This is a genomic window from Micromonospora sp. NPDC048930, from assembly GCF_043197935.1.
GTDB lineage: Bacteria > Actinomycetota > Actinomycetes > Mycobacteriales > Micromonosporaceae > Micromonospora.
In genome coordinates, this window is the sequence record NZ_JBICUB010000014.1 from 134,373 (window position 1) to 157,981 (window position 23,609).

Consider the following 23,609-nt stretch of genomic DNA (forward strand, 5'->3'; position numbering starts at 1 on the left):
GCCCGAGGAGCGCCGTGCGCGAGATCGACAAGGTGGCCTGGATCCGGATCGAGGACGGCCGCGTCCTGAGCACCCGGTCCCGGGGCAAGGACGTCTGGTACCTGCCCGGCGGCAAGCGGGAGGCCGGCGAGACCGACCTGGAGACGCTGGTCCGGGAGATCGGCGAGGAGTTGGACGTCGCGATCGTGCCGGAGTCGGTCGCGCCCGTCGGCACCTTCTCGGCCCAGGCGCACGGCCAGGCCGCCGGGACGCTGGTCCGGATGACCTGTTACGCCGCCGACTACCGGGGCACGCTGCGGCCGGCGAGCGAGATCGCGGAGCTGGCCTGGCTCGGCTACCCGGACCGGCCCCGCGTCTCCCCGGTCGACCAGCTCATCTTCGACCACCTCCGGTCGACCGGCGCGTTGCGCTGACGCCACCGCCCAACGTCAACCTGGCGGCAGGCGGGAGAGGGCCCGCGCGGGTGTTCAGCCGGGCAGCAGCCGGGCCAGGGCGCGCAGCGCGGTGCGTACCGTCTCCTCGTCGGCGCTGAGGCTGACCCGCAGCCCGGGCGGCACGCCCCGCCGGGCGGCGAACTCGTCCACCCCGGCCACCGCGACGCCCCGACGCCGGGCGAGCGCGGTGACCGCCTCGGCGTCGTGGTCGAGGCGTACCCAGGCGAAGGGCGCCGGCCCGGCGGCGGCGACCCGGTCGCCGAGCAGCTCCCGGGCGAGCGCGGCCCGGCCGGCCAGCTCGGCGGCGCGGGCGGCGGCGAGCTGGTGCGCGGTCCCGCTCAGCACGAGCTGGGTGGCGACCTCGGCGACCAGCGGCGCGGGCGCCCAGGCCAGGGCGCGGGCGGCGGCGCGCAGCGGGTCGGCGAGCGACGCCGGGGCGTACCGGTAGCCGATCCGCAGCCCGGGGGCGAGCGTCTTGGTGATGCCGGTGAGGTGCACCGTACGCGGATGCCAGGCGGCGACGGGCGGCGGCCGGTCCGGCCGCAGCGCGCCGAACGGGTCCTCCTCGATGACGGTGAGGTCGTGCGCGGCGGCGACGGCGGCGATCTCCCGCCGGCGGTCCGCCGGCATGGTGACCCCGGTCGGGTTGTGCAGGGTCGGGTGCAGGTGCAGCGCGGCCACCCGGCGGCGCGCGCAGAGCCGGTCGATCGCGTCCGGCCGGGCCCCGGCGGCGTCGCTGGGCACGGTGGCCAGCTCGACGCGGAGCAGCCGGGCGGCGGCGAGCAGCCCCGGGTTGGTCAGCTCGGTGGTCACCACCACCTGCCGGGGCTGGGCCACCGCGGCCAGGGCGGCGGCCAGGCCGTGCTGCCCGCCCGCGGTCACCTCCACCGTGTCCGGGTCGGGCCGCCAGCCGGCGTGGGCCATCCAGCGGGCGCCGGCGATCCGGTGCCGCACCGCGTCGGCGTCCTCCGCGCCCACGGCGAGCGGGTCGGCGGCGATCCGGTGCAGGATCGGCGCGACGGCGCGGTGCACCGGACCGTGCCCGGGCGGATGCACGGCGGCCACGTCCAGCACCGGCGGGCCGGCGGCGGCCGGCGGGGTGGGCGCGGGCGCGACGAAGGTGCCCCGGCCGACCTCGCCGGTGAGCAGGCCACGCCGGGCGGCCACCTGGTAGGCGCGGCCAACGGTGGCGATGGTGACGCCGAGCCGGCGGGCCAGCTCCCGCTGCGGGGGCAGCCGGTCGCCGGGGGCGAGCCGGCCGGCGGCGATGTCGACGCCGATCGCGTCGGCGAGCGCCAGGTAGCGCGGTCCCGACCCGGACAGCCCCGCCGGCTCCCAGATTGTCACCGTGACAATCTAGCCGCCGCGCCGGCCGGCCGCCGCCGGATTGTCACCGTGACAATCCGGCCGGCCCGATCCTGCCGGTACGCGCCCGACGCTGCTCCCATGACCGTCACCTCCGCCGCCCTCTGGCGGCACGCCACCTTCCGCCGGCTCTGGCTCTCCGACGCGGTCAGCACCCTGGGCACCCACGTCACCACCGTGGCGCTGCCCCTGGCGGCGCTGACCGTGCTCGACACCGGATCGACCGGGGTGGCCGCGCTGACCGCGGCGACCACCCTGCCGTACCTGCTGCTCGGCCTCCCCGCCGGGGCGATCGTGGACCGGCTGCCCCGCCGCGCGGTCCTCGTCGTCACCGATCTCGTCCGGGCCCTGCTGTTGGCCAGCGTCCCGCTCGCCTGGGCGGCCGGGCTGCTGAGCCTCGCCCAGCTCGTGGTGGTGGCGCTGCTCGCCGGCTGCGCCACGGTGCTGTTCGACGTGGCCTACTTCGCGGCGGTGCCGGCGGTGGTGCCGGCCGGCCGGCTCGCCGACGCCAACGCCCGCCTGGAGGCGACCCGGGCGGTCGGGCAGACCGCCGGTCCGGGCCTGGCCGGCGTGCTGGTCGGGGCGCTCGGCGCACCGGTCGCGCTGCTGGTCGACGTGGCCAGCTTCGTCGCCTCGGCCCTGCTGCTCGCCGGCACGCCCCGGCTGGCCCGGTCCACCGCCCCCGGCGCGACCGGGGTGTGGCGGGACGCCCTCGGCGGGATCCGCTTCGTGTTCCGCGACCCGGTCGTCCGGGCGCTGACCCTCTGCTCCGGCCTGACCAACGTCTGGCACGCCGGCTTCCTGGCCATGCTGCTGGTGTACGCGGTCCGCGAGCTGCACCTGCCCGCCACCACGGTCGGGCTGCTGGTCGCCGGGGCCAACCTCGGCTACCTGGCCGGCGCGGCGGTGGCCGGCCGGGCCCGCGCCCGGCTCGGCGTCGGGCGGGCGGTCACCGGGGCGGCCGTGCTCCAGGCCGGGGCGGCGCTGGTGCTGCTGCCGCACCCGCTCGGCATCGGCGCCGGCCTGGCCATGAACGCCTTCGCCAGCGGGCTCTACAACGTCAACGCGGTCAGCCTCCGGCAGGCCGCCACGCCCCCGGCGCTGCTGTCCCGGATGACCGCCACCAGCCGGTTCGTCATCTGGGGAGCGATGCCGCTCGGGGCGGCCCTGGGCGGCGCGCTGACCGGGCTGCTGGGCGCGCCGGCGTACCTCGCGCTGGCCTCGCTCGGGATGGCCGCGGCGGCGCTGGTCACCCGCTGCTCGCCGGTCTGGCGTACCCGGGACTTCCCGGACCCGGCGGACCTGGCCGTCCCGGCGGAGGCCGCCGATCCGGTGCCGGTCGCCCGCTGACCGCCGTTTGCCGCCGCCGGCCCTGGGTAACCGGCGGCGGCCCGGTGGCGGCCGGCGAGTGACAGGAGGCTCAGGTGCGGTTTCCCCGATTCGTCGAGGCGGTGTCCCGCCGCTCCGAGCTGCCCACCGAGCAGGCCGCCACGATCTCCCGCGCGGTGCTGCAGACCCTCGCCGACCGGATCACCGCGGGCGAGTCGGCCGACCTGGCGGCGCAGCTGCCCGACGAGGTGAGCGGCTATCTCACCGCCCCGGCCGGCGGCGGCTGGGACGGGGGCGTGGTGACCTTCGTGCGCCGGGTCGCCGACCGGGCCGGGGTGGATCCGGCGGTCGCCGAGGTGGGCACCCGGGCGGTGCTCGCGACGCTGCGGGAGACGGTCACGGTCGACGAATTCCAGGACCTCGTCGCGCAGTTGCCGAAGGGATTCGACGCGATGGTCGACCCGATTCCCCGGCCGCCGTTCTCTCCCTGACGCCTCCTCGGTCAGCCGACGGATACCCCGGGAACCCGCAGCGTCGCGCCGGAGGTGAGGCCGTGGCCGTCCGGCACCTCCGCCGCGTCGTGCCCCTGGCTGATCAGCTTGTTGTCGGCGTCCACGAACACCACACGGGGCTTGAAGTCCCGCGCCTGCGAATCCTCGACCATCGCATAGGCGATGAGGATGACAAGATCGCCGGGGTTGATCAGACGGGCGGCGGCCCCGTTGATGCCGATGACCCCGGAGTTGCGGGGACCTTCGATCACATAGGTGGTCAGCCGTGCGCCGTTGTCGATGTCGACGATGTCCACCTGCTCACCGGGCAGCAGATCGGCCGCCTCCATCAGCTCTCCGCTGACGGTGACGGAGCCGACGTAGTGCAGATCGGCCTGCGTCACGGTGGCTCGGTGGATCTTCGACTTCATCATCGACCTGAACACGTGTCCTCAGCCTTTCGCCGTGACGCCCGTGTCCTGCACGGACGGTTCGGTTGGAGTGGCGCCGGCGGCACTGTCCGATGTGTACCTGTCGCTCGGCCCGCTTCGGCGTGCGGGCAGCAGCGTAGCTCAGCACACCGAATTTCGTCCGGCGCAGGGGGCACCCGGCGCAACTGATTCCGGGACGAGGCGGCCTAGGCGGTCGAAATTCCTGTTCCGGACAGTATCCGACACGGGCTATCCACCCGTGGGGAATCCATGGCAGTATCCCTCGCGGATGCCGTCGCGTCGATTCGATCCATGCGACTGCGTCGATCGTGTCCGCGACGATGCGGACGTGTGCCTGTCTGGGGGGAGAGGCGTGCTGTGGTGCTCCATGTCTTGATTCGGTCCGAGATGGAGCTGCGCGGGGCCGGTCTGGTCCACGCACGATGATCCCTCGACACATCGCGCTGGTCGGCAGCGGAGCTCTCGCCCGCGCCGTCGCGCACTCGCTCGCGGCGCTCGCACCGTCCTGTTCGCCCGGCCGGTCCGACGTACCGGTCCTGGTCACCCTGCTGGCCCGCGACGGCGCCGCGGTCGACGAGCTCGCCCGCGCCTGCCGGATCCGGGCCGGCGTCAGCGGCACCGGCGTGTCGTTCGCCGCCGAGCCGCTGACCGACGAGGTCGAGGCGCTGGGCCGGCTCCGCCCGGACGTGCTGGTCTGCTGCGCCTCGGACCAGTCGCCGTACGAGCGGCTGACCGCACCCTCGGCGTGGACCAGCCTGGTCGCCGAAGCGGGATTCGGACTCACCCTCCCGCTGCAGGCCACGCTCGCGGTACGGCTGGCCCGGGCGGTGGCCCGGGTGTCCCCGGCGACCCGGTTCGTCAACGGCGCCTTCCCGGACCTGGTGAACCCGCTGCTGGCCGCCCTCGACCTGCCCGTGCTGTGCGGGATCGGCAACGTCGCCACGCTGACCGCCTGCCTGCGGGCCAGCCTGGGCCTCGGAGCCGCCGACCGGCTCGCGATGCTCGGCCACCACGTGCACCTCGCCGCTCCGGCAGACCCGGACGACGAGGTCCTCGCCTGGTCCGACAGCGGCCCCGTGGCCGGGGTGACCGCCCTGCTGGCCGCCGACCGGGCGCTGCCCCGCCGGGAGCTGAACGACATCGCCGGACACGCCGCGGCCCGGCTGCTGCTCGACCTCGTCACCGGCGCCGAGATCCGCACCAACCTGCCCGGGCCGATGGGGTTGCCCGGCGGGTACCCGGTCCGGATCTCCGCCGAGACGATCGCCCTGGACCTCCCCGCGGAGGTCACCCCGACCGCCGCCGTCGACTGGAACCTGCGGGTCGGGCGGCGCGACGGGGTGCACCTGGTCGACGGGCGGATCGAGTACCCGTCGGCCACCGCCGTCGCGATCGCCGACCACCTGCCCGCCCTCGCGGACGGCTGGACCCCTTCGGCCCTCGACCAGGTCACCGAAGAACTCACCGCGCTACGGGGACGGCTGAGGCAGGCGCCACCCGTGCCCGCCGCCGCCCGGCTGGCCTGACCAAGGAGACCAGATGCTTTCCACGCCGCCCGTCGTCATGTCCCGCAACCTGATCACCGACTACTACGACCTGATCCCGGCCGCGGTCGCCAAGTGCGGCGCCACCCCGACCGGCCCGGCCGGCAGCCCCGGCTTCGCGCCCGGCTTCGACCTGCCGGCGCTGACCGACGAGACGCGCGAGTTCTTCGGCGCGGCCACCGTCACCTGGCGGTCGCTCGGGGAGTACCGGGGGCACCCGGTCCAGATGATCGACCTCACCGGCAACCCCGGTACCCACACCACGAAGACCTTCCCCTCGATGGTCATCGTGGCGCGGGCGGTCGAGCACATCCGGCGGACCGGGGAGGCGATCTGCATCTTCACCCCCACCTCGGCCAACAAGGGCATCGCCCTGCGCGACGCGGTGGGGCGGGCGTTGGCGGCCGGCCTGGTCACGCCGGACCAGCTGTCGGTGGTCGTCCTCGCCCCGGAGTCCACCCGGCACAAGTTCCGCGTCGACCGGCTGGCCGACGACCCCGCCCTGCGCCCGCTCAACCCGTTGCTGCGGTTCACCGGCGGCGCCCCGGAGGGCGTCAAGGCGCTCGCCCGGGCGTTCGTCGACGCGTACGCCGCCGAGGCGTACGACAAGCACGGGCTGAACCTGTGGTACTCCCTCGACCTGCGCAACTACCTCGTCGCCGACGCCGCCCGGGCCGCGTTCGAGGCCGACGTGTCGCCGACCTCGGCGGCCCCGCCGCGCTGGCACGCGCACTCCGTCTCCAGCGCGTACGGGTTGCTCGGGTACAACCTGGGCCGGGACGTGCTGGAGGCGACCGGCCGGGCCGAGCCGGCGGACCGTCCCGGTTTCCTGCTCGTGCAGCACCTCGGCACCCCGGACATGGTGCTCAACCTGCGGCACGGCAGCTTCTCCCGGGCGCACCTGCCCCGCTATGTCCGGGACGAGGCGGGCGGCGGCTGGACCCAGCGCGACGACCCGCACTTCCCGGAGGTCACCGACGACCCGGACGAGGTCCTGGACCCGACCTTCTACACCCACGAGCCGGTCACCTCACCGGCGATGAACGACCTCATCCGGCGGTTCGGCGGCGACGGCATCGTGGTCTCGCGGCGCGAGTGCGAACGCCGCTACCCGCTGCTGCGGGACTGGTTCGCCGACGGCCGGCGCCCGCTCCCGGCGGATCCCGCGCAGCTGCGCGAGTGGTCGATCGTGATGGCGCTGACCGGCGTGCTCAACGCGGTCGACCGGGGGCTGGTGCCGGCCGGCCACGAGATCGTGCTGCACGGCTCCGGCTGCTACACCGGCGACGACTACGCCGCGGCCGAGCCGTACGCCGAGGTGTCGACCGTGGACGAGGTCGCCGCGGCGGTCCTCGGCGGGCGCTGATGGGCCCGACCCTGACCCCGCTGGACCCGGCGCCGGTCATCACCGCGGGACCGGAGCCGGCCGAGCAGCGTCCACGGATCGTGCTCGACGCCGGGACGAGCCGGAGGTTGACCGCCCTCGCCGCCCGCCACGGGGTGCCGCCGCAGGTCGTGGCCGTCGTCGCCGCGGCCCTGCTGGTCCGCCGCTGGACCGGGCGGACCGAGGTGACGGTCCGCTGCCCGGACGCCGGGTACCAGCTGGACCTCACCGACGACCGGCCCGTGGGGGAGGCGCTCTCCGCCGCGGCCACCAGCCGCGCCACAGCGCACGCCGGACCCCCGGCGGAACCGGCCGGGACCGCGCCGGACCTGCCCTTCGCCGACGGGATCGCGCTGGCGGTCCGGACCGCCGAGGCGGGCTGGGAGATCGAGTTCGGCGGCTGTCCGGACGAGCTGGTCGAACCGGTCCGCACCGACCTGGGCACCCTGCTCGCCGCGCTCGCCGACGACGACCGGGCCGACACCGCCCGGCTGCTGCCGGTCTCCGCGTACGAACGGCACCGCGCTCCCCGGCGCGGCGAGCTGCACGGCGGCGCCGGCGTCCGGGCCGAACGCGCGCCCGGGGACACCATCCCGGCCGCGTTCGCCGCGCAGCTGCTCCGCACACCGGACCATCCGGCGCTGCTCGCCGACACCGGCCCCCTGACCTACCGGGACCTGGCCGCCGCGGCGGTCGCCACCGCCACCGGCATCCGGTCCGTCGCCGGCACGTCCACCGGCGGGCAGGTCGCGCTGCTCTGCCGGCACGGCGCCGAGACGGTGGTCGCGTTGCTCGCGGCGCTCGCCGCCGGCCGGGCGTACGTCCCGCTCGACCCGACCTTCCCGGCGCAGCGGTTGGCCCACATCCTCGCCGACAGCGACGCGGACGTGCTGCTCACCGACGCCGAGCACGCCGATCTGGCGGACCGGTTGCGTGCGCTGGCGGGCCGTCCCGGACTCCGCGTCGTCCCGGTGGTCCGGGCCGGCGGACCGGCCGACCTCGCAGACCTGGCGGCCGGGCTGGCCACCCCGGCCGGCCCCGACGACCCGGCGTACGTGCTCTACACGTCGGGGTCGACCGGCAACCCCAAGGGCGTCGTGCAGAGCCACCGCAACGTGCTGTTCGGCGTCGGCAACCACATCCGCAACTTCGCCCTGACCCCGGCCGACCGGACCAGCGTGCTCACCTCGTTCGGCTACGACATGGCGGTCACCGACACGTTCAGCGCCCTGCTCTGCGGCGCCGCCGTCGTACCGGTGGACATCCGCCGGGAAGGGCTGGGTCACCTGGCCCGGACCCTGGCCGACCGGGGCGTCACCGTCTACCACTCGACGCCGACCGTCTACCGCTACCTGTGTGCCAGCCTCGGCCCGGACGGCCTGCTGCCGGACATCCGGGCCGTGCTGCTCGGCGGCGAGGAGGTGACCCGGCACGACGTCGAGCTGGCCCGCCGCCACTTCGCCCCGGACGCCGTGTTCGTCAACGGTTACGGCACCACCGAGATCAGCTTCGCCACCCAGGACCACCTCCCGCCGGACGCGCCGCTGGACCATCCGGTCGTCCCGATCGGCCATCCGCTGGACGGCATCGAGGTCCTCCTGCTCGACCCGGCGGGCCGGCCCACCTGCCTGACCGGTGAGGTGGTCGTCCGTTCGGCGCACGTCGCGCTCGGCTACTGGCGGATGCCGGACCTGACCGCCGCCCGGTTCGAAGAACACGACGGGGTGCGGACCTACCGGACCGGAGACCTGGCCCGGCGGCTGCCCGATGGCCGGCTGGTCTATCTCGGCCGGGCGGACCGGCTGGTGAAGGTGCGCGGCCACCGGGTCGAGCTGGGCGAGGTGGAGGCCGCCCTGGCCGCACTGCCCGGCGTCGGGCAGGCCGCCGTCGTGGCCCGGCCCCGCCCCGGCGGCACCGGCGCCGGCGACAAGGAGATCATCGGGTACGTCGTGCCGTCGCCGGACGCGTCGGTCGACCCGACCGCCCTGCGCGCCGGCCTCGCGGTCCGGCTGCCGGACTTCATGCTGCCGCGCGCCGTGGTGCTGGTGGACGCCCTGCCCATGGGGGTGACCGGCAAGCTGGACGTCGCCGCCCTTCCCCCGCCGTCCGGGCCGGTGGTCCAGGCCGCCGACCACGACCCGCTGGAGGCGATCATCGCCGCCGCCTGGTGTGCGGTGCTCGGTCTGGACCGGGTCGGCCGGGAGACGGCCTTCGTCGACCTGGGGGGCCACTCGCTGCTGATGGCGCTCGTGCAGGCTCGGCTGGAGGCGACGTTGCAGCGTCGGATCCCGCTGGTGCGGCTGTTCGAGTTTCCCACCGTCGCCGGACTGGCCGCGTACCTGCGTGCCGGTGAACCGGCCGGCGGGGCGGGTGAGGAGGACGGTGCGCTGCTGCGCGCCGCCGGTCGGATGCGCCGACGCCGCCGGGCGCGGTCGGGGGAGACGGAATGACGGACGACGACCGGATCGCGATCATCGGGCTGGCCTGCCGGGTGCCCGGCGCGGACGGGCCGGCCGAGTTCTGGGCGAACCTCATCGGTGGAGTCGACGCGGTAGGACGGTTCTCCGGGGCCGACCTGACGGCGGCCGGGCTGCCGCCCGAGACCGCCGCCGACGCCGGCTTCGTGCCCGCCTTCGGCCGGCTGGCCGGGCTCACCGACTTCGACGCGGCGCTGTTCGGCTACCCGCCCGCCGACGCCGCCCTGCTGGATCCGCAGCACCGGCTCTTCCTCGAGGTGGCCTGGTGGGCGCTCGAGGACGGCGGCTACGCCCGGCCCGACCCGGAGACCCAGGTGGGCGTCTTCGCCGGCTGCGCCGCCAACCGCTACCTGCGGCACCACCTGCTCGGTAACCCGGCCGTGCAGCCGGCGGGCGGCCTGATGGAGGACTGGGACGACGCGCTCGCCGGCGGCACCTCGGACTACCTGCCGAGCCGGGTGGCGTACGCGCTGGACCTGACCGGTCCGGCGGTCGCCGTGCAGACCGCCTGCTCGTCCTCGCTGGTGTCGGTCTGCCAGGCGGCGCAGAGCCTGCTCGACTACCGCTGCGACCTGGCGCTGGCCGGGGGCGCGGCGGTGGTGTCGACCCGCCAGGTGGGCTACCGGCACCGTCCCGGCGGCACCCTCGCCGCGGACGGCGTCTGCCGGCCGTACGACGCGGACGCCTCCGGGCAGGTGTTCGGCAACGGCGCCGGGGCGGTGCTGCTCAAGCGCCTCGCCGACGCGATCGAGGACGGCGACCACATCTACGGGGTGCTGGCCGGCTGGGCCGTCAACAACGACGGCGCCGACCGGGCCGGCTTCACCGCCCCCGGCGTCGCCGGCCAGGCCGCCGTGGTGGCGGAGGCACTGGCCGCCGCCGGGTGGCAGGCGGGCGACGTCGGCTTCGTCGAGGGCCACGGCAGCGGCACCGTGGTCGGCGACGCGTTGGAGATCCAGGCGCTGACCCGGGCCTTCCGGATGCACACCGACCGGTCCGGGTACTGCGTCCTGGGCTCCGTGAAGTCCGGCGTCGGGAACCTGGACGCCGCTGCCGGCGTGATCGGCCTGATCAAGGCGGTGCTCGCCGTACGGCACGGGGTCATCCCCGGCACGCTGCACTTCCGGCGAGCGCACCGGGACGTCGACCTGGCGGCCACGCCGTTCGTGGTGACGACCGGCGAGCAGAAGTGGGCCGGCCCGCGGCGGGCCGGGGTCAGCTCCTTCGGCCTGGGCGGCACCAACGCACACGTGCTGGTGGAGGAAGCCCCGGCGCGCCCGGCGCCGGACGCGGGAACGCCGTGGGTCCTGCTGCCGCTGAGCGCCGGTGACCCTCGGGCGTTGCGCCAGCTCGCCGGCCGCCTGGCGGAGCACCTCGACGCCGGCGTGCCGCCGGCCGACGCGGCGTACACCCTGACGGTGGGCCGGCGGCGGCTGCCGCACCGGGCCGCCGTCGTGGCCCGGGACCGGTCCGGGGCCGTCGCGGCGCTGCGCTCGCTGGCCGACGCACGGGGCCCGGACGACGTCATGGTGCCCGCGGACGCTCCGGCCGAGCTGCGCGACCGTGCCGCCGAGTGGCGGCGCGGCGGTGAGGTTCCGGCCCCCGACGGACGACGGGTGCCGCTGCCCGGCTACCCGTTCCAACGCGTCCGGCACTGGATCGAGCCGCCGCAGGTCGCGCGGCAGAGTGGAGGCCGGCCATGAGCCAACTCGACATCCGACCGGCGGGTGGTCGGGTCCCCCCGCCGGCATCGTGGTTCGTCACCCTGGGCCGCCCGGCCCCGGCCGGTCCGCTGCTGCTCGGCCTGCCGCCCGCCGGCGCCGGCCCGAGCACCTTCCGGGACTGGCCGGCAGCCCTGCCGGCCGGCGTGGAACTGGCCGTGCTGGCCCTGCCCGGACGTGAGGCGCGGATCACCGAACCGCCCACCTTCGAGCTGGCGGAGGTGGTCGAGGCGGTGCGGCAGCGGGCCGACCGGCCCTACGCCATGTACGGGCACAGCATGGGCGGCCTGCTCGTCTTCGAGGTGGTCCGGGAACTGCGCCGCCTCGGCGCACGGCTGCCGAGCCGGCTCTACCTGGGCGGAAGCCGTCCGCCACAGCTGCCGGACACGCTGGCTCCGATCGCCGAGCTGCCGGACGAGGAGTTCCTGGCCCGGATCGCCGAGCTGGGCGGACTGCCGGCCGGACTGCGGGACGTCCCGGAGCTGCTGGAGCTGATCCTGCCGGCGCTGCGCGCCGACTTCGACTGGCTCAACCGGTACACGTACCGGCCGGACACGCCGCTGCCGGTGCCGATGGTCTGCCTGGCCGGCACCGACGACCCGGACGCCGACGCGGCGACCATGGCCGCCTGGGCGGAGCACGCCGCCGCCGGTTGCACGCTGCGTACCGTCCAGGGTGGCCACCTGTTCGTCACCGAGCGGGCGGCCGAGGTGGCCGCGCAGGTCGGCGCCGACCTGCTCGCGGCCCTCGGCACCGCGGCGACCGGCACCGTCCGGCCCGCGGAGATGCCGCGGCCGGACGCGGTGGCGGAGCACCTGATCCCGCTCGGCAGCGGGGGGTGGCGGGTATGGCGCGAGGGTGTGCTGCGGGCCGCGGGCTTCCCGGCCGACGGGGTGCTGCGGCTGACCGCGCCGGAACTGGCCGCGGTGGCGGACGCCCACCTCGACGGCGCGGTGGCGGAGGCCGAGCTGCTGCCGGTGCTGGCCGCGGCGGTCGCCGAGACCAGCAAGGTGGTCTACGACCTGGCCGGCGACCCGCTGTTCCGGGAGGCGGTGACCTGGCAGAACCTCAACATTCTCACCGCGTTCGACTCGGTGCGCCGGGGCGGCCCGGACGAGCGCAGCCACGACAAGCGACGCGCCCGCGAGCAGGCCATCGGCCGGTACTGGCAGCGGTACACGGCGAAGAACGACACCATCGGCTTCTTCGGGCCGATCTGCTGGGCGACGCTGACCGAGCGGACCCCGACCAGCACCGTCACGGCGGGACCGGGACTGGTCCGACACCGGATGGTCTCCTTCGAGTGGCGGGCGCTGGCGGCCTTCGGTGATCGGATCGCGGCCGAGCCGGCCGTCCGCCGGTGGCTGCCGGCCGCGCTGCACCCGCCGTTCCACCTCGCCGACGAGCGACGGGTGGCCCGGCCCGCCGCGCCGCCGGTCGTCCTCAGCCCCGCCGAAGCGGCGGTGGTTGCCCGGCTGGATGGCCGGACCCCGGTGATCGAGGTCGCCCGGCGGCTGGTGGCGGAGGAGCCGGCCGCGCAGCGCGGGTTGCGCACCGAGGACACCGTCTACCTGACGCTGGACCGGCTGGTCGAGCGGGGGCTGGTCTGGTGGGGCGTGTCCCTGCCGATGAGCGGCGCGGCCGAGGCGCGACTGCGCGAGCTCATCGCCGGGATCGGAGAGGCGGACCTGCGCGGGGCGGTCGAGGCCGACTTCGCCCGGCTGTGCGCGGCGCGGGACGAGGTCGCGGCGGCAGCCGGCGACCCGGACCGGCTGCACCGCGCGCTGCGGCAGCTGCACGCCGACTTCACCGCGTTGACCGGCCAACCCGCCCTGCACCGGGCCGGCGAGACGTACGCCGGCCGGGCGGTCTGCTACGAGGACACCGTCCGGGACCTCGACGTGACCCTGGGCCGGGCGGTGCTGGACCTGGTGGCGGCGCCGCTGGACGTGCTGCTGCGGGCGGCCCGCTGGCTGACCGTGGCGATCGCCGGGGCGTACGGGACGGCGTTCCGGGGACTCTACGAGGAACTGGCCGCCGAGACCGGTGACGCGGAGGTGTCCTTCGCGGACTTCTGGTACCTGGCCCAGGGGCCGCTCTTCGGTGCCGGGGAGCGGCCCATCGACGCCGTCGCGGCCGAGCTGGCGGCACGGTTCGGCCGGCTGACCGGGCTCGACGACCACCCGGCGGGGCAGACCCGGCGGGTGGAGCTGTCCGCCGCCGACCTGGCCGCCCGGGTCGACGACCTCTTCCCGGCCACCCGTGCCGGCTGGTCGGCGGGGCGGGTCCACAGCCCCGACCTGCAGATCTGCGCCGCCGATGTGGAGGCGATCGACCGGGGCGCGGCGACCGTGGTGCTCGGCGAGCTGCACACCGCCTGGTCCACGCTGGACAACTCGGTGTTCGTCTCCGGCCACGACGCGCCCGAGCGGCTCGCGGAGTGGCTCGCCGCCGACCTCGGTCCCGGCCGGGTACGGCTGCTCTTCCCGCCGTCGATGCCCCGGCACACGGCCCGGGTGACCTTCGCCCTGCAACACCCCACCGACGTCCAGCTCGCCTTCGTGCCGGCGCCCGGGGCCGAGCCGGACTGCGTGCCGATCACCGCCCTGCGGGTGCGCGACGTCGGCGGGGAACTGCTGGTGGACGGTGCGGGGCACGGACCCTGGCCGCTGCTGGAGGTGTTCAGCGAGCTGCTGTCCATGCACGCCGCGGACGGCTTCAAGCTGGTCAGCGCCCGGCCGCACACCCCGCGGGTCACGATCGACCGGCTGGTCGCCGTACGGGAGACCTGGCGGACCACCATCGACGAGTCGGGGCTGGCCGACGCCACCGGCAACCTCGGCCGGTACCTCGCGGTGCGGCGCTGGCGCCGGTCGCTGGGGCTGCCGGAACAGGTCTACGTGAAGCTCTCCACCGAGACGAAGCCCTGCTACGTGGACCTGTCCAGCCCGCTGTTCGCGTCGTCGCTGTGCGCGATGGTCCGCGCGGCCCGGCAGCAGGCCGGCGGTGCCGTGACGGTGGTGGTCAGCGAGTCGCTGCCCGGCCCGGACCTGGCCTGGGTGCCGGACGGTCAGGGCCGCCGGTACCAGTCCGAACTGCGGATCCAGGTGGTCGACCCGGCCCCGGCCGCCACGACGGAGGTGACCCGATGACCGAGACGCTCACCGCCGCTCCCGACGGCACGGAGGCACGCGACGCGTACGCGGTCGGGCCGGTGCGGGACTACCCGGAGGCCACCCTGGCCGACCTCGTCCTCGCCACCGCCGCCCGCCGTGGCGCCGCGGTCGCCGTGCGGCAGTGGCAGGAGGTGCTCAGCTACGCCGAGCTGGTCGACCGGGCCGGGACGCTGGCGGCCACCCTGCGCGGTCACGGCGTCGGCCCGGAGACCCGGGTCGGCATCTGCGCCGAGCGGCGGCCGGACCTGCTCGTGGCGGTGCTCGGCGTGCTGCTCGCCGGCGGGTGCTACGTCCCGCTGGACCGGGCGCACCCGCACCGGCGGCTCCGGGAGATCGCCCGGGACGCGGAACTGGCGACCGTGGTGGTCGACAAGGCCGGCCGGGAGGCGCTGCCCGAGCTGGATCTGCGCCTGGTCGACGTCCCCGCCGAGCCGGTCGGCGCGTTTCCGGCCGTGGCCTGCCCGGCCCGACCGGACAACGCCGCCTACGTGCTCTACACCTCCGGTTCGACCGGCCGGCCGAAGGGGGTCGTGGTCAGCCACCGCAGCGTCGTCGCGCACGTGACGGCGTTCGGGGCGTACAGCGGCGCGGACGAGAGCTGCGTGGCCTTCGGCTTCGCCCCGCTCGGGTTCGACGCCTCGGTGCAGGACCTGTTCATCCCGCTGATCGCCGGTGGCGAGATCGCGCTGGTGCCGGACGCGGACCGGGTGGACCCGGCGCGGCTGCAGCGCTTCGTCGAGGCGCACGGGGTGACCTGGGGGTGCCTGCCGGCCGCGTTGCTGCCGCTGCTGGACCCCGACCGGCTGCCGCACTGGCGTACGGTCTTCACCGGGATCGAGGCGCCCGCCCCCGAGCAGATCGCCCGCTGGGCCGGACCGGCGGAGCGGCCGACCCGCTGGTTCTCCAACGGCTACGGCCCCACCGAGGCCACCGTCTGCGTCACCGGCTACCGGGCGAGCGGATCGTGGGACGGGCCGGTGCCGATGGGCCGGCCGCTACCCAACCACCGGATCTACCTGGTCGACGCCGACGGCGCGCCGGTGCCCCCGGGCACGCCGGGCGAGGTGCTGATCGGCGGGGTCGGCCTGGCCCGCGGCTATCTGGGGCGGCCCGGCCCGACCGCCGAGCGGTTCGTGCCCGACCCGTTCTCCGGCGAGCCGGGCGCCCGGCTGTACCGCACCGGCGACCGCGCGGTCTGGCTGCCCGAGGGGCAACTGCTCTTCCTCGGCCGGATCGACCGGCAGGTCAAGGTCCGCGGCCAGCGGGTGGAACTCGGCGAGGTGGAGGCGGTGCTGGGCGGGCACCCGCAGGTCCGTGACGCGGCGGTGGTGCCGGTCGACGGCCCGGCGGGCACCGAACTGGTCGGCGTCGTGACGCCGGCCGGGTCGCCGTCGGACGACGAGCTGGTCGAGTTCCTGCGGCAGCGGGTGCCGGACGTGATGGTGCCCCGGCGGCTGCTCCGGCGGGACGAGCTGCCGCTCACCCCGTCGGGCAAGCGCGACGCGGTACGCCTCGCCGAGCTGGCCGCCGCCGCGTTCGCCGCGCCGACCGGTCCGTCCGGCGCGACCCTGGCCGGCGCCGACGCCACGGCCGGCGGGCCCGCCGAGGGCACGGCGCAGGAGCGGGCGGTCGCCGACGCCTGGCGGCGGGTGCTCGGCGTGCTCACGGCGGACCGGGCCGACGACTTCTTCGCCGTCGGCGGGACCTCGCTGTCGGCGATGCGGCTGGTCGCCCTGCTCCGCGACGAGGTCGGCCGGGACGTCTCGGTGGAGGACGTCTTCGACAGCCGGACTCTCGGCGGCCTGGCCGCCCGGGTCGCCGGCGCGCCGCGGCTCACCGAGCCGGAGCTGGTCCCGGGTCAGCCACCGACCCTGTCCCCGTCCCAGCGCCGGCTGTGGTTCCTGGACCAGCTCGCGCCCGATTCGGCGGCCTACAACACGGCGATGGCGGAACGGCTGCGCGGCCCGCTGGAGCCGAGCGCGCTGCGCGCCGCGCTGCGGGCCGTCGCCGACCGGCACGAGGTGCTGCGCTGGCGGATCACCCGGGTGGCCGGCGCCCCGCACGTGGTCTGCGACCCGCCGTCCGACGTGCCGCTGACCGTGGTCGACCTGTCCGGCGTGGCGCCGAGCGAGCGGGAGACCGTGTTGCGGGGGCGGTTGCAGGCCGCCGCGGCGACCCGGTTCGACCTGGCCACCGGGCCGGTGTGGCGGGCCGAGCTGTACCGGCTCGACGCCGACGACCACGTCCTGGCGATGACCTTCCACCATGCCGTGTTCGACGGCTGGTCGCAGGCGGTGCTCTACGACCAGCTGGCCACCGCCTACCGGGCTGCCCGGGACGGCAGTCCGCCGCTGGAGCCGCTGCGCGCGACGTACGCCGACTACGCGGTCTGGCGAGCCGCCCGGGACCGGCTGCGCGGACCGGACGACCTCGCCTGGTGGACCGCCCACCTGGCGGGCGCGCCGACCGTGCTGGAGCTGCCCGCCGACCGGGTACGCCCGGCCGCGCAGACCTACTCCGGCGCGTTCGCCACCGTGCCGTTCCGGCCGGAGCTCGACGCCCGGGTACGCGACCTGGCGAACCGGGTCGGCGCCACCCCGTCCACCGTCCTGCTGGCCGCCTTCGGCGAGGTGCTGCGTCGACTGGTCGACCGCGACGACCACGTGGTGGGGGTGGTGGTCGCCGACCGTCGGCTGGCCGCGGTCGCCGACCTCATCGGGTTCTTCGTGGACATCGCGCCGGTGCGGGTACGCCCCGACGGCGCGCGCAGCTTCACCGACCAGGTGCTGGCCTGCCGGCAGGAGCTGCTCGACGTGCTGGCCCACCCGAACGCGCCGCTGGAGCGGATCGTCCAGGAGCTGTCAGTACCCCGGGACCCGGCCCGCGCGCCGCTGGTCCAGGTGCTGTTCAACGTGTTCAACTTCGCCGAGCCGGCGCTGGAGCTGCCGGACCTGGTCGCCGAGCGGGTGGCTGCCGGGCTGCCGGGTTCGCCGTTCGACCTCACCCTCTACCTGGTCGAGCGGGACGGCGTGCTGGCGCTGGACGCGGTCTACAACCCGGACCTGTTCGCCGCCGCCCGGATCGCCGACCTGCTCGACGGCTACGTGGCGGTGCTCGACGCGCTCACCGAGGCTCCGGCACAGCCGGCCGACTCCGTACCGACCCCCGCCACGCTGGCCCGGGTGCGGGACGGTGCGGTCCGGTCGACCCCGGCGCCCGCCCCGGCGGGCCCGGCGCCGGCCGCCCCGCAGGCCGGCACCGACCCGGTCGCGCCGACCGGTCCGACCGAGGAACTGGTGGCCCGGGTGTGGCGGGAGACGCTGCGCGTCGAGCGGGTGGGTGCCACCGACAGCTTCTACGACCTCGGCGGCCACTCGCTGGCCATGGCCGAGGTGCAGCACCGGCTCGCCGAGGCGATCGGCCGCGAGATCGCCCTGGTGGACCTGTTCCGCTACCCCAACGTCCGCGCCCTGGCCGCCTTCCTGGACGACGGAGAGAACGCGGACGGGATCCGGCTGGCCCTGCAACGCGCCGCGGACCGCCGGGCGCGGGCGCGCGGCCGCCAGGTCCGCCGCCCCACCCGCGCCCCCGGGCGGGCCGAGCCGTGACGCGGCCCGTCACGCCGGCCGCAGTCCGTCGTCAACCGTCCCGCCGCGTCAGCGGCGCTGAAAGATAGAGGAATCACCGTGGTCCTCCACAACCTCTCCGACATCCTTCCCGAGGACGGGGTCGAGCCGCTGGCCATCGTCGGGCTGGCCGCCCGCGTGCCCGGTGCCGACGACGTCCGGCAGTTCTGGCGCAACCTGGTGGACGGGGTCGAGTCGGTCACCTCGTTCAGCCGGGAGGAGCAGCTGGCCCGCGGCGCGAAACTGTCCGAGGTGGACGATCCGGGCTGGGTCTCCCGGGCGCCGGTCATCGAGGGCTTCGACCGGTTCGACGCCGGGCTGTTCGGGTTGACGCCCCGCGAGGCCGAGGTGATGGACCCGCAGCACCGGCTCTTCCTGGAGGCGTGCTACGTCGCGCTCCAGGACGCCGGCTACGACCCGGCCCGCTACGACGGGTCGATCGGCGTGTACGGCGGCACCGGCAGCCAGAACTACCTGCGCGACAACATCTTCCGGAACCGCCGGGTCAGCGGTTCGCCGAGCAGCGTCGTCTCCATCAACACCGGCAATTCGCCGAACTACGTGACCACCACCCCCTCCTACCGGCTGAACCTGCGCGGCCCCAGCCTCACCGTGCAGACCGCCTGCTCGACCTCCCTGGTCGCGCTTCACCTCGCCTGCGAGGCGCTGCGCAACGGGGAGTGCGACATGGCGCTGGCGGGCGGGGTCAACCTGGAGATGCCGCACGGCATCGGCTACCTCGGCATGGACGGGTTCACCTCCCCGGACGGGCACTGCCGTCCGTTCGACGCCGGGGCGAACGGCACGGTGTGGGGCAGCGGTGTCGGGGTCACCCTGGTCAAGCGGCTCTCCGACGCGATCGCCGACGGCGACACCATCCGCGCGCTGATCCTCGGCAACGCGATCAACAACGACGGCGCGCAGAAGGCCGGGTTCACCGCGCCCAGCGTCGAGGGCCAGATGGCCGCGGTCGCTCAGGCGGTCGGCACGGCCGGCATCGACCCGCGGACCGTCACGTTCCTCGAGGCGCACGGCACCGGCACCGCGGTGGGCGACCCGATCGAGGTCGCCGCGCTCTCCGCCGTGTACGGGCAGGGCACCAGCGAGCGGGGCTGGTGCGCGCTCGGCTCGGTGAAGTCGAACATCGGCCACCTCAGCCAGCCCGCCGGCATCGTCGGGGTGATCAAGACGGTGCTGGCGATGGAACACCGGCTGATCCCGCCGACCATCAACTACGAGCGGCCGAACCCGGCCATCGACTTCGCGGCGACACCGTTCCACGTGGCCAGCGCCCTGGCGAAGTGGGAGACCGACGGGGGACCCCGGCGGGCCGGGGTCAGCTCGTTCGGCATCGGCGGCACGAACGCGCACGTGATCCTCCAGGAGGCGCCGGAGTCGCTGTCGATCGCCCGGCGGTCCCGGCCCCGCCGTCCCCAGGTGGTGCGCCTCTCGGCGCGGACGGCGACCGCGCTGGACCGCGCCGTCGACCAGCTCGCCGAACACCTGGCGGACGCCACGGACGACCTCGCCGACGTGGCGCACACGCTGCGCGTCGGCCGCCCCGAATACGCACACCGGGTGAGCGTGGTCGCCGAGGACCTGCCCGAGGCGGTCGCCGCGCTGCGGGACAAGCGGCGCCGGCAGAGCGGGGTCGTCGACGGCGCCGCGCCGCCGGTGGCGTTCCTCTTCTCCGGCCAGGGCGCCCAGTACGCCGGCATGGGTGCCCGGCTCTACGCCGAGGAGCCCGTGTACGCCCGGGTGGTGGACGAGTGCGCCCAGCTGCTCGAGCCGCACCTCGGGCTGGACATCCGCGACCTGATCCTCGGGCGGGACCCGGACGCCGAGGAGAAGCTGACCGAGACCCGGTACACCCAGCCGGCCCTGTTCACCGTCGAGTACGCGCTCGCCGCCACCTGGGGGGTGCTCGGCGTACGCCCGGCGGCGATGATCGGGCACTCGATCGGCGAGTACGTCGCGGCCACCCTGGCCGGGGTCTTCACCCTGCCCGACGCGCTGCGGGTGGTCGCCGCCCGGGGCCGGCTGATGCAGTCGATGCCGGCCGGCGCGATGCTCGCCGTCGCCGCCGACGAGTCCGAGGTGGCCGCCCTGCTGCCGGACGGGGTCACGATCGCCACGGTGAACGGGCCCGGCACCTGCGTGGTCGCCGGCGAGACCGCAGCGGTCGCCGCCTTCGCCGACACCCTGCCCAGCAAGACCAAGAAGCTGCGGACGTCGCACGCGTTCCACTCGCCGATGATGGAGCCGATCCTCGCCGAGTTCACCCAGGTGGTGGCCGCGGTCCCGCTCGGCCGCCCGCGGACCCGGTTCCTGTCCAACGTGACCGGCGCCTGGATCACCGACGAGCAGGCGACCGACCCCGGCTACTGGGCCACCCACCTGCGCCAGCCGGTCCGGTTCGGCGCCTGCGTGGCGACCCTGCTGGCCGAGGGGACCTGGTCGCTGGTCGAGTGCGGGCCCGGCCGGCAGCTGGCCGGCCTGGCCCGGATGCAGGTGGGCCGGGCCGCAGTCGACCATTCCGGCTCGGCGCGTTCGACGCCGCGCCGCGACCCGGAACGGTCGACAGCGCAGCGGGCGCTCGCCCCGCTGGCCAGCCTGCCCGGCCCGGGCGAGTCGACCGATGACCTGGCCACGCTCTCCGGGGCGCTGAGCGCGCTGTGGGTACGCGGCACGCCGGTGCGAACGCTGCCCGGTGCGGACGACGACGGCGTCCCCCCGCTGTCGCGGGTGCCGCTGCCGGTCTACCCGTTCGAGCGCACCCGCCACTGGGTCGACCCGGACCCGGATCAGCCGACCATGGCCGCCGTCCCGCCCAGCGGGCCCCGCGAACTCGCCGACTGGTTCGCCGTGCCGACCTGGCGCCAGGCCCCGCCCGACCCGCGTACCGCGCCGGTCGGCCGCTGCCTGGCCTTCGTCGACGGCCCGCGCGGCGACGCGCTGGCCGCCGCGCTGCGCGCCGCCGGCGCCGACCTGGTCGAGGTGCGGCCGGGACCCCACTTCGGTCCGACGCCACACGGCTTCCAGCTCCGCCCGGGGGTACGCGAGGACCACGACGCCCTGGTCGAGGCGCTGGCCCCGACCGGCGTGCCGGGCCGGATCGTGCACGCGTGGGCGCTGGACGGCGAGCCGGCCGGCATCGACGTCGCCGCCGCCTGGGCCGCCCAGGACCGGGGTTTCTTCAGCGCGCTGCACCTCGCCCAGGCCCTCGCCGCAGCGGGGCTGACCGCCGGCGGGGACGCCGCCGAGCCGGTCTGGCTGGACCTGGTCACCTCGGGCGTCGGCGACCCCGTCGGCGGCGACCTGCGCCGCCCCGAGCACGCCACCCTGGCCGGGCTGGCCCGGGTGCTCCCGGTCGAACAGCCCGGCCTGCGGGTCCGCCTGATCGACGCCGACCCGGCCGCCACCGGCGCGGCGACGCTGGTGGCCGAGCTGCGCCGGCCGGCCGACGACGGCCCCACCGAGGTGGCGTTGCGCGGTGCGCGTCGCTGGGTGTCCGGGTTCGAGCCGGTCCGCCTCGACGGTGCGGCCGAAACCGCGGCGCTGGCCGAGGGCGGCCGCTACCTGATCACCGGTGGTCTCGGCGGCATCGGCATCACCCTGGCCGAGGACTTCGCCACGCGGGTACGAGCGCGGCTCGTGCTGGTGGCCCGCTCCGGGCTGCCGCCCCGCGAGGAGTGGGACAGCCACCTGGCGGTCCACGGCAGCGCGCCCACCGACCGGGTCGGTCGGGCCATCGCCGCGATCCGCCGGCTGGAGAGCGCCGGCGCCGAGGTGCTGGTGCTCGCCGCCGACGTGACCGACCCGGCCGACCTGCGCCGGGTACGCGCCGAGGCCGAGGCGGCGTTCGGTGGACTGGACGGCATCGTGCACGCGGCCGGCCTGCCGGGCGGCGGGGTGGCCGAGCTCAAGGAGCGGGCCGAGGCCGAGCGGGTGCTCGCGCCGAAGCTCGCCGGCACCCTCGCGCTGGCTCAGGTCTTCGGCGACCTGCCGCTGGACTTCGTGGTGCTCTGCTCGTCGGTCACCGCGGTGGCGGGCGGCTTCGGTCAGGTCGACTACTGCGCGGCCAACGCCTTCCTCGACGCGCACGCCCGGGCCGGCCAGGGCTGGCGGGCCCCGGTGCTGTCGCAGAACTGGGGCGGCTGGGCGGAGGTCGGGATGGCCGCCGAGACCACCTCGGCCACCCTGCGCCCGGCGGCGCGGGACACCGCGCCGGTCGACCACCCCCTCCTGACCACCCGGGTCGGCGGCCCGGACGGGGCCGTCGTGCACGGCGTGGTCTCGTCCGCCACCCACTGGCTGCTGGACGAGCACCGCATCGCCGGCGTGCCGGTGGTGCCCGGCACCGGCCACCTGGAGTGCGCCCGCGCCGCCGTCGTCCACGCCGTGCCGGCGCCGGACGCCGGACAGGTCGTCGAGCTGACCGACGTGGCCTTCCTGGAGCCGTTCGCGGTGCCGGAGGGGTCGGTGGCGCAGTACCGGGTCGAGTTGTCCACCGAGGACGGCACGTTCGAGATCCACAGCCTCTCCGGCGGGCGGACCCGCACCCACGTACGCGGATCGGCGGGTTGGACCGCGGTGGGCGACGCCCCGGTGCTGGACCTCGCCGCGGTGCTCGCCCGGTGCCGGCGGATCGACGACGGCGAAGGGTCCGGCCCGCCCCGGACCGGAATGGTCAGCTTCGGGCCGCGCTGGGACGTGCTGCGCGAGCACCACGTGGGCGAGGGTGAGGAGCTGGCCCGGATCGAGGCGCCGCCGGTGGCCGCCGGTGACCTGGCGGCCTGGGGACTCCACCCGGCGATGCTGGATGTGGCCACCGCGTTCGGCCGCGCCCGCGGTGCGGGGAACTACCTGCCGCTGTCGTACGGCCGGGTGGTCGTGCGGGGGGATCTGCCGGCCACCTTCTACAGCCACCTGCGGCACCGGGACACCGCCAGCGGAGACGTCGTCGTGGCCGACCTGTCGCTGGTCGACCCCGACGGCCGGGAACTCGTCGCGATCAGCGAATTCGTCCTGCGCCGGGTGGACCGGGCGGCGGTGACCGGCGACCTCGCCGCCGCCGAGCCGGCGGCCGGGCCGGTGGCCCTCCCGTCGGCCGGACCCGCGGGGGAGATCAGTCCCGCGGCCGGGGCGGAGGCCTTCCGCCGGAGCCTGGCGGCCGGGCTCGGACCCCAGGTGGTGATCACCACCCGGTCCGTGGATGACGTCCTGGCCCGGACCCGGCGACAGGTGGCCGACAGCGGACCGGAGCCGGCGCCCGCCGCGTCGACCGCCGCCGGCGGCGCGAACCTCCCGGCCGGCGGGCTGGCGGCGGTCATCGCCGCCGTGTGGCGGGACAACCTCGGCGTGGACGACATCGGCGTCGACGACGACTTCTTCGAGCTCGGCGGAAACTCGCTGGTCGCGGTCCAGTTGATCGCCGCGATGCGCAAGGCGGTCGGGGTACAGCTGCCGATGCGCAGCCTGTTCGAACGGCCCACCATCGCCGAGCTGGCCGCGTTGATCGAGCAGATGCGAGCCGAGGAGCCCGCGGAGCCCACCGCCGCCGACCCGGCGGCCCCGACCATCCCCCGGCTGCCCCGCCGCTGAGTGCAC

The 23,609-nt window shown here is 76.0% G+C and carries 12 protein-coding genes; 10 read left to right on the plus strand and 2 right to left on the minus strand.

The window, feature by feature from the left end:
- Window positions 1-14 precede the first annotated feature (14 nt).
- Window positions 15-413 (plus strand): NUDIX domain-containing protein, encoded by a 399-nt coding sequence (locus tag ACGFI9_RS29485; RefSeq protein WP_393183039.1) that lies wholly within the window; start codon window positions 15-17, stop codon window positions 411-413.
- Window positions 414-467: 54 nt separating this feature from the next.
- Here ACGFI9_RS29485 and ACGFI9_RS29490 read toward each other — a convergent pair whose 3' ends face one another.
- Entirely contained in the window at window positions 468-1,781 is a 1,314-nt protein-coding gene (locus tag ACGFI9_RS29490; protein WP_393183041.1) for a PLP-dependent aminotransferase family protein, read from the minus strand.
- 99 nt (window positions 1,782-1,880) lie between these two features.
- Between ACGFI9_RS29490 and ACGFI9_RS29495 the strand changes: the two genes are divergently transcribed.
- Window positions 1,881-3,149: an MFS transporter gene (locus tag ACGFI9_RS29495; protein WP_393183042.1), complete on the plus strand. Its 1,269-nt coding sequence runs from the start codon at window positions 1,881-1,883 to the stop codon at window positions 3,147-3,149.
- A 74-nt stretch (window positions 3,150-3,223) separates the two neighbouring features.
- The gene (locus ACGFI9_RS29500; RefSeq protein WP_393183044.1) at window positions 3,224-3,619 is read left to right on the plus strand and encodes a DUF2267 domain-containing protein; all 396 of its coding nucleotides are present in this window, start codon (window positions 3,224-3,226) and stop codon (window positions 3,617-3,619) included.
- 11 nt (window positions 3,620-3,630) lie between these two features.
- Here ACGFI9_RS29500 and panD read toward each other — a convergent pair whose 3' ends face one another.
- Window positions 3,631-4,065 carry an aspartate 1-decarboxylase gene (panD, locus tag ACGFI9_RS29505; RefSeq protein ID WP_393183046.1) on the minus strand — a complete coding sequence of 145 codons (435 nt, stop codon included), beginning with the start codon at window positions 4,063-4,065 and terminating at the stop codon, window positions 3,631-3,633.
- A 428-nt stretch (window positions 4,066-4,493) separates the two neighbouring features.
- Between panD and ACGFI9_RS29510 the strand changes: the two genes are divergently transcribed.
- The 7 genes from ACGFI9_RS29510 to ACGFI9_RS29540 all read left to right on the plus strand — a co-directional run bounded on the left by ACGFI9_RS29510 (window position 4,494) and on the right by ACGFI9_RS29540 (window position 23,603).
- Window positions 4,494-5,597 carry a potassium transporter TrkA gene (locus ACGFI9_RS29510; RefSeq protein ID WP_393183048.1) on the plus strand — a complete coding sequence of 368 codons (1,104 nt, stop codon included), beginning with the start codon at window positions 4,494-4,496 and terminating at the stop codon, window positions 5,595-5,597.
- 13 nt (window positions 5,598-5,610) lie between these two features.
- On the plus strand, window positions 5,611-6,981 hold the full coding sequence (locus tag ACGFI9_RS29515) for a DUF6002 family protein (RefSeq protein WP_393183050.1): 1,371 nt from the start codon (window positions 5,611-5,613) through the stop codon (window positions 6,979-6,981).
- Entirely contained in the window at window positions 6,981-9,449 is a 2,469-nt protein-coding gene (locus ACGFI9_RS29520; RefSeq protein ID WP_393183052.1) for an amino acid adenylation domain-containing protein, read from the plus strand. The genes ACGFI9_RS29515 and ACGFI9_RS29520 overlap by 1 nt, the downstream gene beginning before the upstream one ends.
- Window positions 9,446-11,179, plus strand: coding sequence for a beta-ketoacyl synthase N-terminal-like domain-containing protein (locus tag ACGFI9_RS29525; protein ID WP_393183054.1), 1,734 nt, complete (start codon window positions 9,446-9,448; stop codon window positions 11,177-11,179). The genes ACGFI9_RS29520 and ACGFI9_RS29525 overlap by 4 nt, the downstream gene beginning before the upstream one ends.
- A complete protein-coding gene (locus tag ACGFI9_RS29530; protein ID WP_393183056.1) occupies window positions 11,176-14,349 on the plus strand; it encodes a lantibiotic dehydratase in 3,174 nt (1,057 codons plus the stop codon). The genes ACGFI9_RS29525 and ACGFI9_RS29530 overlap by 4 nt, the downstream gene beginning before the upstream one ends.
- Window positions 14,346-17,981, plus strand: coding sequence for an amino acid adenylation domain-containing protein (locus tag ACGFI9_RS29535; RefSeq protein ID WP_393183058.1), 3,636 nt, complete (start codon window positions 14,346-14,348; stop codon window positions 17,979-17,981). The genes ACGFI9_RS29530 and ACGFI9_RS29535 overlap by 4 nt, the downstream gene beginning before the upstream one ends.
- 78 nt (window positions 17,982-18,059) lie before the next feature.
- Window positions 18,060-23,603, plus strand: a complete 5,544-nt coding sequence (locus tag ACGFI9_RS29540; RefSeq protein WP_393183059.1) for an SDR family NAD(P)-dependent oxidoreductase — start codon at window positions 18,060-18,062, stop codon at window positions 23,601-23,603.
- Window positions 23,604-23,609 lie beyond the last annotated feature (6 nt).

Coding starts and splice junctions, on each gene's coding strand:
- ACGFI9_RS29495 (WP_393183042.1), top strand. CDS start 1,881: ATGACCGTCACCTCCGCCGCCCTCTGGCGGCACGCCACCTTCCGCCGG.
- ACGFI9_RS29510 (WP_393183048.1), top strand. CDS start 4,494: ATGATCCCTCGACACATCGCGCTGGTCGGCAGCGGAGCTCTCGCCCGC.
- ACGFI9_RS29515 (WP_393183050.1), top strand. CDS start 5,611: ATGCTTTCCACGCCGCCCGTCGTCATGTCCCGCAACCTGATCACCGAC.
- ACGFI9_RS29520 (WP_393183052.1), top strand. CDS start 6,981: ATGGGCCCGACCCTGACCCCGCTGGACCCGGCGCCGGTCATCACCGCG.
- ACGFI9_RS29525 (WP_393183054.1), top strand. CDS start 9,446: ATGACGGACGACGACCGGATCGCGATCATCGGGCTGGCCTGCCGGGTG.
- ACGFI9_RS29530 (WP_393183056.1), top strand. CDS start 11,176: ATGAGCCAACTCGACATCCGACCGGCGGGTGGTCGGGTCCCCCCGCCG.
- ACGFI9_RS29535 (WP_393183058.1), top strand. CDS start 14,346: ATGACCGAGACGCTCACCGCCGCTCCCGACGGCACGGAGGCACGCGAC.